The 13376-nt window shown below is 70.3% G+C and carries 16 protein-coding genes; 10 read left to right on the forward strand and 6 right to left on the reverse strand.

The annotated features are described in order from the left end of the window. Positions 1–15: 15 nt before the first annotated feature. The 6 genes from I4J89_RS29550 to I4J89_RS29575 all read left to right on the forward strand — a co-directional run bounded on the left by I4J89_RS29550 (position 16) and on the right by I4J89_RS29575 (position 5920). Positions 16–1095: a PhoH family protein gene (locus I4J89_RS29550; RefSeq protein WP_196417390.1), complete on the forward strand. Its 1080-nt coding sequence runs from the start codon at positions 16–18 to the stop codon at positions 1093–1095. A 23-nt stretch (positions 1096–1118) separates the two neighbouring features. Further along, positions 1119–1589: an rRNA maturation RNase YbeY gene (gene ybeY / locus I4J89_RS29555; protein WP_196417391.1), complete on the forward strand. Its 471-nt coding sequence runs from the start codon at positions 1119–1121 to the stop codon at positions 1587–1589. Positions 1590–1593: 4 nt separating this feature from the next. Continuing rightward, positions 1594–2964, forward strand: a complete 1371-nt coding sequence (locus tag I4J89_RS29560; protein WP_196417392.1) for a hemolysin family protein — start codon at positions 1594–1596, stop codon at positions 2962–2964. Continuing rightward, positions 2957–3343 carry a cytidine deaminase-like protein gene (locus I4J89_RS29565; protein ID WP_196417393.1) on the forward strand — a complete coding sequence of 129 codons (387 nt, stop codon included), beginning with the start codon at positions 2957–2959 and terminating at the stop codon, positions 3341–3343. Before I4J89_RS29560 ends, I4J89_RS29565 begins: the two co-directional genes overlap by 8 nt. Positions 3344–3879: 536 nt before the next feature. Then, positions 3880–4800, forward strand: a complete 921-nt coding sequence (era, locus tag I4J89_RS29570) for a GTPase Era (RefSeq protein ID WP_196417394.1) — start codon at positions 3880–3882, stop codon at positions 4798–4800. Positions 4801–4882: 82 nt separating this feature from the next. Beyond that, positions 4883–5920 carry an acyltransferase family protein gene (locus tag I4J89_RS29575; RefSeq protein WP_196417395.1) on the forward strand — a complete coding sequence of 346 codons (1038 nt, stop codon included), beginning with the start codon at positions 4883–4885 and terminating at the stop codon, positions 5918–5920. Here the strand turns inward: I4J89_RS29575 and I4J89_RS29580 are convergent. Continuing rightward, positions 5907–6734, reverse strand: a complete 828-nt coding sequence (locus tag I4J89_RS29580) for a DUF4097 family beta strand repeat-containing protein (protein ID WP_196417396.1) — start codon at positions 6732–6734, stop codon at positions 5907–5909. The genes I4J89_RS29575 and I4J89_RS29580 overlap by 14 nt on opposite strands. Positions 6735–6841: 107 nt before the next feature. Here I4J89_RS29580 and recO point away from each other — a divergent pair, with 107 nt between their 5' ends. From recO to I4J89_RS29595, 3 genes are all read left to right on the forward strand, one after another. After that, positions 6842–7618: a DNA repair protein RecO gene (gene recO / locus I4J89_RS29585; RefSeq protein WP_196417397.1), complete on the forward strand. Its 777-nt coding sequence runs from the start codon at positions 6842–6844 to the stop codon at positions 7616–7618. Continuing rightward, entirely contained in the window at positions 7615–8397 is a 783-nt protein-coding gene (locus I4J89_RS29590) for an isoprenyl transferase (RefSeq protein WP_196417398.1), read from the forward strand. Before recO ends, I4J89_RS29590 begins: the two co-directional genes overlap by 4 nt. Before the next feature lie 61 nt (positions 8398–8458). Beyond that, positions 8459–8983 carry a phosphoglycerate mutase family protein gene (locus I4J89_RS29595; RefSeq protein ID WP_196417399.1) on the forward strand — a complete coding sequence of 175 codons (525 nt, stop codon included), beginning with the start codon at positions 8459–8461 and terminating at the stop codon, positions 8981–8983. Here the strand turns inward: I4J89_RS29595 and I4J89_RS29600 are convergent. Continuing rightward, positions 8925–9647 carry an HAD family hydrolase gene (locus I4J89_RS29600; protein WP_309238525.1) on the reverse strand — a complete coding sequence of 241 codons (723 nt, stop codon included), beginning with the start codon at positions 9645–9647 and terminating at the stop codon, positions 8925–8927. The genes I4J89_RS29595 and I4J89_RS29600 overlap by 59 nt on opposite strands. Further along, positions 9644–9940 carry an MTH1187 family thiamine-binding protein gene (locus I4J89_RS29605; RefSeq protein WP_196417400.1) on the reverse strand — a complete coding sequence of 99 codons (297 nt, stop codon included), beginning with the start codon at positions 9938–9940 and terminating at the stop codon, positions 9644–9646. Before I4J89_RS29605 ends, I4J89_RS29600 begins: the two co-directional genes overlap by 4 nt. Positions 9941–10014: 74 nt before the next feature. Here I4J89_RS29605 and I4J89_RS29610 point away from each other — a divergent pair, with 74 nt between their 5' ends. After that, positions 10015–10164, forward strand: coding sequence for a type II toxin-antitoxin system VapB family antitoxin (locus I4J89_RS29610; protein ID WP_196417401.1), 150 nt, complete (start codon positions 10015–10017; stop codon positions 10162–10164). Between the two features lie 46 nt (positions 10165–10210). Here the strand turns inward: I4J89_RS29610 and I4J89_RS29615 are convergent, their stop codons facing one another. Genes I4J89_RS29615 through I4J89_RS29625 form a run of 3 tightly spaced genes read right to left on the reverse strand, consistent with a single transcriptional unit; the run spans position 10211 to position 13357 of the window. Next, complete coding sequence (locus I4J89_RS29615) at positions 10211–11143, reverse strand: 5,10-methylenetetrahydrofolate reductase (protein ID WP_196417402.1); 933 nt, start codon at positions 11141–11143, stop codon at positions 10211–10213. Positions 11144–11168: 25 nt separating this feature from the next. Beyond that, positions 11169–11651, reverse strand: a complete 483-nt coding sequence (locus I4J89_RS29620) for a hypothetical protein (RefSeq protein ID WP_196417403.1) — start codon at positions 11649–11651, stop codon at positions 11169–11171. Beyond that, a complete protein-coding gene (locus I4J89_RS29625) occupies positions 11648–13357 on the reverse strand; it encodes a CehA/McbA family metallohydrolase domain-containing protein (protein ID WP_196417404.1) in 1710 nt (569 codons plus the stop codon). The genes I4J89_RS29620 and I4J89_RS29625 overlap by 4 nt, the downstream gene beginning before the upstream one ends. Positions 13358–13376 lie beyond the last annotated feature (19 nt).

The raw sequence follows: 13376 nt of genomic DNA on the forward strand, positions 1-13376 counted from the left end.
CCTCAGGGCCGCCCTATGACCGGTACGCCGAATCCTTCCAGCACTGGCTCGTCCAGCCCGGTGCGGGCGCAGACCAAGATCTCGGTGAGTGACCCGAAGATCATGGTGAACCTGCTCGGCGCCAAGGACGAGATCCTCCGTCTCATCGAGCGGTCCGTCGACAGTGACGTGCATGTGCGCGGCAACGAGATCACCATCACCGGTGAGCCAGCCGACAACGCCACTGCCGAGCGGCTCTTCTCCGAGTTGATCGAGCTCATCGAAAAGGGTGAGACGCTCACCGTCGACGCGGTCCGCCGTACTCTCGACATGCTCGAGGCCAACACCGTCGAGCGCCCGGCCGAGGTGCTCACCCTCAACATCCTGTCCCGGCGCGGACGCACCATCCGGCCCAAGACGCTGGGGCAGAAACGCTACGTCGACGCGATCGACGAGAACACGATCGTCTTCGGCATCGGCCCAGCCGGTACCGGTAAGACGTACCTGGCGATGGCCAAGGCCGTGCAGGCACTCACGGCCAAGCAGATCAGCCGGATCATCCTGACCCGGCCGGCGGTCGAGGCGGGGGAGCGGCTCGGCTTCCTGCCCGGCACGCTGACCGAGAAGATCGATCCGTACCTGCGGCCGCTCTACGACGCGCTGCACGACATGCTCGATCCGGAGTCGATCCCGCGCCTGATGGCGGCCGGCACGATCGAGGTCGCGCCGTTGGCCTACATGCGCGGCCGCACGCTCAACGACGCCTTCATCATCCTGGACGAGGCACAGAACACCACGCCCGAGCAGATGAAGATGTTCCTGACCCGGCTCGGCTTCGGGGCGAAGATCGTGGTGACCGGTGACGTCACCCAGGTCGACCTGCCCGGCGGGACGAGCAGCGGGCTCAAGGTCGTGCGGGAGATCCTGCGCGACGTGGAGGACGTGCACTTCGCGGAGCTGTCCAGCTCCGACGTGGTGCGGCACCGGCTGGTCGCGGAGATCGTCGACGCGTACGCGCGGTTCGACTCCGAGCAGGAGCAACAGGCAGCACAATCCGTTCACGCCGTGCCGGGCCGGGCCGCCAGTGGTGGCCGGTCGCCAGGGCGCCGGCGCTAGTCGCAAGGGGTAATCGCACCACTATGTCCATCGAGATCGCCAACGAGTCGGGAGTCGAGGTCGACACCGACGCGATCCTCGCGGTTGCCCGGCACGCCCTGGACGAGATGGGGGTCAACCCCCTCGCCGAGTTGTCCATCCTGCTCGTCGACATCGACTACATGGCCGAGCTGAACCATCGGTGGATGGGCGGCGACGGCCCCACCGACGTGCTGGCGTTCCCGATGGACGAGGGCAGCGTCGACCACGGTCCCGGCGAGTCCGGCAGCGGCGAGCCGGCGCTGCTGGGCGACATCGTGCTGGCGCCCGAGGTGGCGTCGAAACAGGCCGCCGTCGCCGGCCACTCGGCCGCGGACGAGCTGCACCTGCTCACCGTGCACGGAGCGTTGCACCTGCTCGGCTACGACCACGCCGAGCCGGAGGAGGAGCGGGAGATGTTCGCTCTGCAGAACAAGCTTCTGCAGAGCTGGCGCGCCGGCCGCCGGGCCGGCTGAGCCCGTGGACCCGGCTCATCTGTCGGCGGCCGCCTCCTCGGTGGGCCTGCCGGACCTGCAGCTGATCGTCGTCGCGGTGCTGCTGGTGCTGCTGGCCGGCCTGGCGTCGATGACCGACGCCGCGCTGGCCACGGTCTCGCCGGCGCGGGCGGCCGAGATGGCCCGGGAGGGTCAGCGAGGCGCCGGTGCGCTCGCCGTGGTCGCCTCCGACGTGGTGCGCTACGTCAATCTGCTCCTGCTGCTGCGGCTGCTCTGCGAGCTCACGGCGACCACCATGGTGACGCTGGTGGCGGTGGACACCTGGGGTGTCGGCTGGCAGGCGGCTCTGGTCGCGGCGGGCACGATGACCCTGGTCAGCTTCGTGGTGGTCGGGGTGGCGCCGCGGACGGTGGGGCGCCAGCACGCGTACGCGGTGGGCCGGGCGACCGCGCCCCTGGTGCGCTGGCTCGGCAAGGTGCTGAACCCGCTCGCCAAGCTGCTGATCTTGATCGGTAACGCGGTGACGCCCGGCAAGGGCTTCCCGGAGGGTCCGTTCGGCAGCCAGGTGGAGCTGCGCGAACTGGTCGACCTGGCGGAGCAGCGGGGCGTGGTCGAGCACGGCGAGCGCGAGATGATCCACTCGGTCTTCGCGCTGGGTGACACCATCGCCCGCGAGGTGATGGTGCCGCGTACCGAGATGGTGTGGATCGAGGCGCCGAAAACCCTTCAGCAGGCGCTCTTCCTCTTCCTGCGGTCCGGTTTCTCGCGGATTCCGGTGATCGGCGAGAGCGTCGACGACGTGCTCGGCGTGCTTTACCTGAAGGACGTGATCCGGCGGACCCAGTCGGGTGATCCGGCGGTGACCGCTCAGGCGGTGGCCGACGCGATGCGCCCGGCGACGTTCGTGCCGGAGTCGAAACCGGTGGACGACCTGCTGTCCGAGATGCAGGCCGCCCGCAACCACCTGGTGATCGTCGTGGACGAGTACGGTGGCACGGCCGGCCTCGTGACGATCGAGGACATCCTCGAGGAGATCGTCGGCGAGATCACCGACGAGTACGACGTCGAGCGCCCGCCGATCGAGCACCTCGAGGACGGCTCGGTCCGGGTGGCCGCGCGGCTGCCGATCGAGGACCTGGGCGAGGTGTTCGGCGTGGAGCTGCCCGCCGACGAGGTGGAGACGGTCGGCGGCCTGCTCGGGCAGACGCTGGGCCGGGTGCCGATTCCCGGCGCCAAGGCGGAGGTGGGTGGCCTGCACCTGACCGCCGAGGGCGCCACCGGCCGGCGTAACCGGATCGACTCGGTGCTGGTGCGCCGGGTGCAGCCGGAACCGCGAGCCGACGAAACTGATGAGAACGTTGCCGAGACCGAGGAAAGACAACCCGCAGATGCCTGAGCAGATCTTCGACGCTTCCCCTGTGCCGAGCGCGGACGGCGGCGCCGTGTTGAGCGCCGAGGACGCCAAGCTGGTCACCCTCGCGCGTAGCTCGCGCGCCCGGGTGGGCGCGGTTGACGGAGCAGCGGTACGCGACCAGGACGGCCGAACCTACGCCGCGGCGTCGGTGGCGCTGCCCAGCCTGACGGTGACGGCGTTGCAGCTCGCGGTCGCGCAGGCCGCGTCGTCCGGGGCGACCCGGCTGGAGGCGGCCGCGGTGGTGACCGAGGCGTCGACGCTGGACGGCGCGGGGCACGCGGCTGTGCGTGACCTCTCCACGGACGCGCCGATCCATGTGGCGGGCCCGGACGGTTCGCTGCTCGGCACGGTCACCGCCTGATGGGGCAGGACCAGCAGCCGCGGGAGCAGGAGCCGCAGAAGCGGGAGCGCCAGGAGCGCGGGCCGCGGGAGCAGAAGCGGGCACGCCAGGAGCGCGGCCCGCAAGAGCGCGCGACCCGAGAGCGTGGGGCGCAAGAGCGTGGATCGCGTGAGCGTGGGGCGCAAGAGGGCGGATCGCGGGCGCGTGGGGCGCAGGAGCGTGGGGCGCAGGAGCGTGGGGCGCAGGAACAGGGCGCGCCGGAGCGGCGCCTGACGGCTGGGGAGCGTAACGAGCTGCGCCGGCAGGAGCGGCGGGCCGCTCGGCGTGCCGGTGAGCAGGGTGCTGACCAGCGCGGACGCCAGCCGGGCAGCTCGGCGGCGGGAGTTTCCGGCACGCGGGGCGAGCGGCCCCGCGGCGGCGCGGGCGGTCCGGGGGATCGTGACGGCCGCCGGGGCGGGGACCAGGGTGGCCGGGGTGCGGCCGGGACGTCCGGGAGCAAGCGGGGACGATCTGGTACGGCCGCGGAGCGGCCGGTTACGCGTACCGAAAATCAGAGAGTGCACCAGCACAAGGCCGCGCGTGCGGCAAAGGCCGAGGATGGTGTCTATCGGGCTGGTTTCGCTTGTTTCGTCGGCCGGCCGAATGCCGGCAAGTCGACGCTGACGAACGCGATCGTCGGGCAGAAGATCGCGATCACCTCGAACAAGCCGCAGACCACCCGGCACATCATCCGGGGCATTCTGCACCGGCCGGACTCGCAGCTGGTGCTGGTCGACACGCCCGGTCTGCACCGGCCGCGGACGCTGCTCGGCGAGCGGCTCAACGACCTGGTCCGCGAGACGTGGAGCGAGGTCGACGTGATCGGGGTGTGCTTCCCGGCGGACGAGCCGATCGGGCGCGGCGACCGGTTCATCTCGACGGAGATCAGCGCGCTCAAGGCCAAGGTGATCGCGGTGGTCACGAAGGTCGACCTGGTCGACCCGGCCACCCTGGCCCAGCGGCTGCTCGCCGTCGCCGAGCTGTACGACTTCGCGGAGATCATCCCGGTCAGCGCGGTCTCCGGGCACCAGGTGGAGAACCTGACCGACGCGATGGTGCGGTTTCTGCCGGAGTCGCCGCAGCTGTACCCGGACGACGTGCTGACCGACGAGCCGGAGCAGGTGCTGATCGCGGAGCTGATCCGGGAGGCGGCGCTCGAGGGCGTACGCGACGAGTTGCCGCACTCGATCGCGGTGCTCGTCGAGGAGATGATGGTCGAGGGCAAGCTCACCAAGATCTACGCGGATCTGTACGTGGAGCGCGACAGCCAGAAGTCGATCGTGATCGGGAGCCGGGGGGCGCGCCTCAAGGAGGTCGGCTCGCGGGCTCGCGCCGAGATCGAGGAGCTGATCGGCTCCCGGGTTTATCTGGATCTTCACGTACGTGTCGCCAAAGAATGGCAACGAGATCCTAAACAACTGCGTAAACTCGGCTTTTAATCGATAATTGGACATTCGTTGACTATGGGATAGTTCACCGGAGTTTGCGCTTTTTGGCCGAACGCGGGTAACACCTTCAGCCATGCGTAACCGGTACCTGGATCTCCTGCGCGCCGTGGCAACCGTCCGGGTGGTGATCTATCACCTGACCGGCTGGACCGCGCTCACCGTCGTGTTCCCGGCGATGTCGGTGATGTTCGCGCTGGCCGGCTCGCTGATCGCGGTGTCGCTGGACCGGTTCGGGGTGTGGGCGGTGGAGCGCCGCCTGCGCCGGCTCCTGCCGTCCCTCTGGGTCATCGCGTTGATCGCGGTCCCGGCCATGTTGCTGGCCGGGACCCCGTGGGACGTCCGCCTGCTGTTCTGGGGCTTTCCGATCGTCGACCCGGAGGCCACCGGCTGGTGGATGCAGTCGCTGAGCCACGCCTGGTACCTGCGGGACTTCCTGTGGCTGGTGCTGCTCTCACCGCTCGCGCTGCCGGTCTTCCGGCGGTTCCCGCTCGCTTCGGTGCTGGCACCCTACGTGGCGCTGGCGGTCATCGAACTGGGTGACCTGACCGTGCCGCCGGTGGCGCGCGACCTGGCCCTGTACGGCGGCGCGTGGCTGCTCGGCTTCGCACACCACGACGGCCATCTGAGCCGGCTCGGCCGCAAGCGCCTGGTCGGCACGGCCGTGGCGCTGGCCGTGCCGGCGATGGCGTGGGTGCTCACGCATCCCGGGCCGCGCGGGTACGACCTCAACGACATCCCGCTCGGCAACGCGCTCTGGTCGGCCGCGTTCATCCTGGTCGCGCTCGGCTTCACGCCCATGGTCCGGGAGCACCGGCTGCTGACCGTGCTGAACGGCCGGGCGCTGACCATCTACCTCTGGCACGTACCGCTGATCGTCGCGGTGACCCAGACCGGTGAACGCTTCGGGCTGCCGGTCCACGGCTTCGCCGGGATCGGGTGGCGGACCGTCGTCGTCTTCCTGTTGCTCGGCCTGGTGGTCGCGGCGGTCGGCTGGGTGGAGGACGTGGCGGCCGGGCGCCGGCCGGTGTTGCTGCCCGGCCGGCGGGTTCCAGTGCCGGTCTCGCCGGCACCGGCCGAACCCCTCGCCCAGCCGGTGCCTAGCCTGCGCTGATCGACAGGTCGCCGCTGGTGGTCCGCAGATCCAGGACGTTTGCCGACTTCGGGTCGTGGGTGATGCCGATGACCTGCTGGTCACCGCCGCCGTGGACGTCGGCGCGGACCCGGTAGGCGCCGGGCGGCACGATCAGGTTGACGTCACCGCTGGTCACCGTGGCGGTCACCGAGGAGGGGGCGGCGAGTCGCAGGGTCGCGTCGCCGGACGTGGTCCGTACCGCGATCGGGCCGGTGACGTCGTCCACCATGAGGTCGCCGGACTGGGTCTCCAGCGAGACGTCGGTTCCGCCGATCACGTTGAGATCGCCGGAGGTGGCCTTCACCTTCACCGGGCCGGTGGCACGTTCCACCATCACGTCGCCGGAGGTGAGCTTCAGATCGACCGCTCCGGTTCCGGCCAGGGTGAGGTCGCCGGAGGTCATCTCGCCGCTTACGGCCACTCCGGCCGGTGCGGTGATCTCGTAGGAGAGGCTGCAGTCGCGGCCGCAGTCGGTGGCGAGCGTGAGGACGCCACCCGACCGCTGGTAGGACGCGCCCGGGTTGGTCTCGCCGCGGATGACCCGCCGGATCCGGGTCTCGGTGGCCGAGGCGTTGCCGTGGACCACGACGTCGCCGTGGCCGCCGGTCAGCACGACCTCGGTGATCTTCGTGGTCTCGGTGTCTTCGAAGGTCATCCGTGCGCCCACCACGCCGTCACAGGCGGCCAGGGCGCCCACCGAGACGGCGGCCAGGATCAGGGCGACTCCCCGGGGTTTGCCGGATCCTCGCCTGCGGGGCCCTACCTCGGGGTGCGGCTCGGTGCACTCGCTCATGCCCCTGACGCTATTTCCGGCGCTGGGCCCGCACCATCGGTCCCGTCCCGGAGGCGACCCTGAGATCCGGGTCAGGGTTTGTCGTAGGCACCGGGCAGAATGACGGGGTGCCCGCCGGATACCGACGCCAGCTCTACCGCGACGACGCGGTGGTCCTGCGCGTGCAGAAACTCGGCGAGAGCGACCGGATCGTCACCCTGCTGACCCGGCGGCACGGCCGGCTGCGCGCGGTCGCCCGTGGGGTGCGCCGCACCACTTCCCGCTTCGGCGCCCGGCTGGAGCCGTTCGGTCACATCGACCTCCAGCTCGCCGGCTCTCCGGAGGGGCTGGGCAGTTCGCTGCACTCGGTCAGCCAGGTCGAGGCGGTGGCCCTGTTCGGCAAGAGCTTCCTCGGCGACTATCCGCGATACACGGCGGCCAGCGCCATCTGTGAGACCGCCGAGCGGCTCACCCCGGTCGAGCGGGAGCCCGCGCTGCGGCTCTTCCAGCTCACCCTGGGCGCGCTCAAGGCCCTCGCGGCCGGTGAGCACGCCGGCAGCCTGGTGCTGGACGCGTACCTGTTGCGCGCCATGGCCTTCGCCGGCTGGGCGCCCGCCGTCACCGAGTGTGCCGTCTGCGGCACCCCCGGGCAGCACGCGGCCTTCGCCGTGCCGGCCGGCGGCGCGGTCTGCCCGGACTGCCGGCCGCCTGGCGCTGCCCACCCCAGCCCGGCCACGCTGACCCTGATGGCCGCCCTGACCAGCGGCGACTGGGCGTTCGCGGACGCCACCGAGTCGCCGGTGCGCCGGGAGTGCAGCGGCCTGGTCGCCGCCCACCTGCAATGGCACATGGAGCGGGCGCTGCGCTCGCTGCCGCTTGTCGATCGACGGGAGCTGAACCCTTGACGCCGCGTCCGCCCACCCCGCACATCTCCGGTGCCCGGCCGCCGAAGTTGCCGTCCGCCGCGATCCCGCGCCACGTGGCGATCGTGATGGACGGCAACGGCCGCTGGGCCAAGGAGCGGGGCCTGTCCCGCACCAAGGGGCACGAGCAGGGCGAGTATTCGCTCTTCGACACCATCGAGGGCGCCATCGAGCTGGGCATTCCCTACCTCTCGGCGTACGCGTTCTCCACCGAGAACTGGAAGCGTTCCCCCGAGGAGGTGCGCTTCCTGATGGGCTTCAACCGGGACGTGATCCGTCGCCGGCGTGACCAGCTCGTCGACCTCGGTGTCCGGGTGGTCTGGTCGGGGCGGGCCGGCCGGCTGTGGAAGAGCGTCATCTCCGAGCTGCAGACCGCCGAGGAGATGAGCCGGGGCAACTCGACGCTCACCCTCCAGTTCTGTGTGAACTACGGGGGCCAAGCCGAGATCGCGGACGCGGCCGCGGCGATCGCCCGGGACGTGGCGGCCGGCCGGCTCAAGGCCGACAAGGTCAACGAGAAGACCATCGCCAAGTACCTCTACCACCCCGAGGTTCCGGAGGTGGACATGTTCCTGCGCCCCTCCGGCGAGCAGCGCACGTCGAACTTCCTCCTCTGGCAGTCGGCGTACGCGGAGATGGTCTACCTGGACACCCTCTGGCCGGACTTCGACCGCCGCCACCTGTGGTATGCCTGCGAGCTGTACGCACAGCGTGACCGGCGCTTCGGCGGTGCCCTGCCCAACCCGGTCAGCCCGACCTGACCGGTGTCGTCGTTCCGACGTCCCTGATGCGCCGCTCGCCGGCCTCTGTCATGGTGCGGCGATGAGCGTCCGGCATCTCTGGATCGTGCGGCACGCGGAGGCCACCCGCGACCAGTCCAACCTCACCGAAGCCGGCCGCCGGCAGGCTGATCTGCTCGGCGCCCGGCTGGCCGGGCTGCCGATCACTGCGATCAGTCATAGCCCGAAGCCTCGGGCGGTGAAGACGGCTGCCCTGGTGGCGGCGCATCTTCCGGAAGCCGCCGTGAAAGAGGCCGCGGAGCTGAACGACCGGATCCCCACCGACGATCTCCCGGCGATGAGCGCCATGATCGCTCGGTTCACCGGTCCGGTGCCCGAGGAGACCCACGAGCTGGTTGTCACCCACAATTTCCAGGCCGGATGGTTCGTGCGGGAGGCGTACCTGGCGCCGCCCGAGCGCTTCGGTGTGCTCAACTTCGGCAATACCGGGCTGACGCTGATCCGCTACCCGGCCGGCGAACCACCTCGAGTGATCATGGTCGGGGACCTCAGCCACCTGCCGGCGGACCTGCGCTGGACCGGCCTGCCACCCGATCTTCGTCCGTGAGCGCCGCCACCACGGCATTCGGGTCGCTCAGATCCGGCAGTACGACGTGTGCCCCGGCCGCCACCAGGTCGTCGGCGCCCGTCGAACCGGTCGCCACGCCGATCGCGAGCGCGCCGTTCGCCAGGGCCGCTGTGACGTCGTGCACGGTGTCGCCGACGACCACCGGGCGGAACGCCTCGCCGTACTTCGCCTGCGCCCGGTCCAGGCTGCGGCGTACCAGGGTGGCCCGCACGCTGTCGTCCGTGCCGTAACCGCCCACCTCGGCGTCGAACGAACCGGCCAGCCCGAACGCCGCGACCTTCGCCGCCGCCACCTCCGGGACGTTGCCGGTGACCAGGGTCTGCACTACCCGAGGATCGTCGCCGAGGCGGGTGAGCACCTCGCGTACGCCCGGCATCAGCGCGCCCTGCTCGGCGAACTCGTGCTTGACCTCGTGGACGATCTGCACGTACCGGGCGAAGAACCGCTCCGGGGTGCAGTCGGTCACCCCGTGCGACGCGAACACCTCGGCGCAGATGTCCAGGTCGGTACGCCCGCCGAAGACCGGTGTGTCCCGCCAGGCGACCCCGGTCAGCTCGGTGAACGCCGCCTTCCAGGCCCGGGCCGCGACCCCACCGCCGCGCAGCAACGTGTAGTCGATGTCCCACATCACGAGGCGTCTCACGACTGGTTCAGCACCCGCTCGATGTGCTCGACCTTGGCGGTGAGCGCGCCGGTGACACCGGGCCGGACGTCGGCCTTGAGGGAGAGGCTGACCCGGGGTGAGACCGCCGCGACCGCGTCGACGGCCTGCTTGACCACGGCCATCACCTCGTCCCACTCACCCTCGATGGTGGTGAACATGGCGTCGGTCCGGTTGGGCAGCCCGGAGGCGCGGACGACCCGGACGGCCTCGGCGACCGCGTCACCGACGGAGTCCCCGGACCCGATCGGCGTGACAGAGAAGGCAACCAGCATGCGGCCATCCTCGCAGCCGGATCACCATTGAGTCGATCAATGCACGCGACTAGTCCAGGCAGTAGACAAGATTCATGGAGGCTGTTGTGACGGAGCGGCGCATCAATCTCGATGACGAGGCCCTCGTGGTAGCGAGCAGAATCTTGGGAACCACCGACACGGAGGACACCGTCAACGCGGCGCTTCGTGAGGTCGTCGCGGTCCAGCGGAGGTTGGAAGCCTGACCGCTGGGTGGTGCCTCGCTGAAGGGTGGACACCACTGCGGCGCGATCACGGTAGCCGGTTGGTGCGGGCGTTCAGGAGGATGGCGATGTCCTTGGCCAGCTGGGTGCTTGCCTCGATTTCGGCCTTGCGGATGGAGACGCTCTCCACGTTGAAGCCGTACGGCACGCCGAGATGTTCGCAGAAGTCGGCCAGGTCGTTGGCGATCGCGACGCACTGGCGGTAGGACTCGGCCAGCGGATCGGGGGAGTGCCGGATCGAGTTCTCCAGCCAGCGGGGGACGTCGACGCCGAGCCAGCGGACGAACTCCAGGGTCTTCAGCGAGCCGCAGAGCGAGAGCGTGAAGATGATCGTGCGGGGTTCGACGCCGCGTGCCCGGGACTCGTAGAAGTAGTCGGAGATCAGGTTCTTCGTCTCGTTGACGTGGTAGATCACCTGGGAGATGAAGAACGAGGCGCCGCGCTCCTGCTTGGCCAGCATGCGCAGGTGCTCGTCCCGGCGCTCGCCGATCGTCACCGCACCGAGCGGCAGGTCGGGGCGGACTTCGGCGCGTAGCTCCTGGGCGCGGCGCAGGCCGGTGCGGACCTGTTTGCTGCCGGACGAGGCGCCGACGAAGACGCCGAGGACGTCGGGGCCGGCATCGGCGATCCAGTCGCGGAGCTGGTCCTCGGGGTACTTGCCGACGCAGCGGTAGATGATCACCGGCTGCCGCCATCCACTCAGGTACCCCTGGTAGAAGTGCGCCGGGTCGAGGGTGGGCAGGTACGGGAACGGCCGCTCGTCCGGGTTGCGGTCGGACTCGTCGTCGATGTCGTACAGGATCAGGCCGTCCAGATCGAGCGCGCTGAGACGGTCCAGGGTGACCTCGGCGATCTCCTTGATCCGTTCCTCGGTGGCACTGCGCCGCGGCGGCGTGATGCTGAAGAGCAGCACGCCGCTGCGCGCCTCGGCGAGCAGATGTTGCAGGCGGGGGCGAGACATGGTCACCACCTTAGGAAGCGCCGGATCAGTGGTCGGCACAGCAGGGGGTCGGATCCCGCCTTTCGAACGGGACCAGCCGCCCGCCGGCCGCCGGGGTGGTGACCAGAACCAGTTCACCGTCGCGGAACTGCGGCCGGACGAAGTCGCCGGTCTCGACCACGGTCGCCGGGTCGGCCGGGCCGCTGCCCAACACCTCGACCCGGGAGATCGAGCTGCGCCGCAGGATCTCGCCGACGACGAGTTCGCCGGTGAGCCGCTCGGCGCCGGGGAAGCGTACGGCGCGCCCGGACCGCCCGGCCGAGGCGGCGTCCGCGGCGACCTGGAGCGCAGCGTCGGTGGCGAATGAACCGGCGGTCAGCAGGCTGATCGCCACGTGCGGGAAAGGCACGGCGACCAGGTGCGTGCAGGCCAGCACCGGCGCCGGGTCGAGCGACTGGATCCAGTGGTCAGCCTCGGCCAGCGTGCGATGGCCGAGGCTGACACCGATGATCCGCGAGGCGGAACTCATCGAGGCAGGACCCAGATGGGGTTGGTGTAGAACCACAGGTCACCCCACGGGTCGGCGGCACCGACCACGTCGAGCTGGGGACCGTACGGGTCGACCGAGGCGCCGAGCAGACCGGGCTGGGTGCGGTTGCCGTCGGTGCCGCGTACCCGGAGGTAGAAGGGCTTGTCGAGGCGGCCCAGGTCGTGGCTGAGCGAGATCCGCCCGCTGGTCTTGGAGATCTCGAACGACTTGACCACGCGCGTGTCCGGCGTGGTGAAGGCGTCCTTGTCGGCGACCGGACCGGTGACCGTGCCGACGATCACGTCGACCCGCTTCAGGACCGGGATGAAGCCGGCCCAGTTCGGGATGTCCTGGAGGTCGATGTCGAGGACGAGTTCGGTCGACGTGCCCCGCTTCACCTGGAGGACACCGCCGAGCGGCGTGCCGGTGGCCGGGCGGCGGTCGCCGGTGACGCGTACCCGGGCGTCCAGGGCCTTGACCAGCCGGCCGTGGTCGACCCAGACGCGGCCGGCGCGCAGCCCGTCCATGACCGCCTTGTACGAGAACGACGACGAGCCCACGTTGGTACGCCCGTAGTAGCCCGGCCAGAAGTCGCCGGCCTGAGTGTTGACCGTCCCGGTGTAGACCGGGTCGTTGTACTTGCCGTTGGCGTTGAAGTCGCTGCCCGGCCCGCGGTCGGTCTGGTCCAGGTAGTTGACGTGGCTGTCCGAGTTGACGGTGATCCACCACGCCTTGCCCTCGGCGAGCAGGCTGTCCCAGAGGCCGCCGACCGTGGCGGTCATCCAGTCGAAGCCGCCCCAGGTGCGGTAGCTCTCCAGCGGGTAGCCGGCGAACGACGCGGCCGACGGGTTGTTGTCGTAGTAACCGCGGGCGCCGCCGCGACCGTTCGGGGCGGGAATGCCGGCGGCCTGGTGGCCGGGCGCGCCCTCGAAGCCGATGGCGACGGTCGGGTCGGCGTCGCGCCAGTTGCGGATCTCGTGCGGCGAGTCGATGCCGCGCCGGGCGGGGTGGTTGGCGAGGAACAGCGCGCCGTCGATCTTGCGCTTGCGCACCTGCTCGCCGAGGAACTGGATGCCGGCGATCGCCATGGCCTCGTTCTGGGCGGTGGTGTTGGTGGCGGGCAGCAGCGAGCCGTCGTAGGCGTTCTCGAACGCCTTGAGAACCTCGACCTCGTTCTTGCCCGGGTGCACGAAGACGGTGGCGTGCTCGGCGGCCGGGATGTTCCACTCCAGACCCTGGAAGGTCAGCAGGCCGGGAAGTGAAGAGCGGGTCTTCACGATGTCCGGGTTGACCTTGTCCACGCCGATCTTCGCGTGGGTGGCGCTGCCGTGGTCGGTGATGACGATCCAGTCCAGCCCGAAGGCTTGCCCGTGACGGGCCTGGTCGATCACCCGGTACTGGGCGTCCGAGCTGTACTGGGTGTGGATGTGGTGATCGCCGGCGAGCCAGCGGAAGCCGCCCTTCTCGCTGCCTCCACCGACGTCGCCGTGGGTGTGCGGCAGCCCGGCGGCCGCGGCGGCACCCGGCCGACCGAGCACGGAAGCGGCGGCTCCGGCGCCGAGCAGGCCGGCGCCGAGCAGGAAACGGCGGCGGGTCGCCTCGGACGGGGACAGCTCAGCAGCGGGAACGGAGAGATCGAGGGCCTCAGGAAGGTCGCCCCCGCTGGCGTCGGACGTGTGGTGATGGTGGTCGTGGCCGTGACCCATGGAGGTGTTCTCCTACGAA

The sequence above is a fragment of the Actinoplanes aureus genome (assembly GCF_015704865.1).
Lineage (GTDB): Bacteria > Actinomycetota > Actinomycetes > Mycobacteriales > Micromonosporaceae > Actinoplanes > Actinoplanes aureus.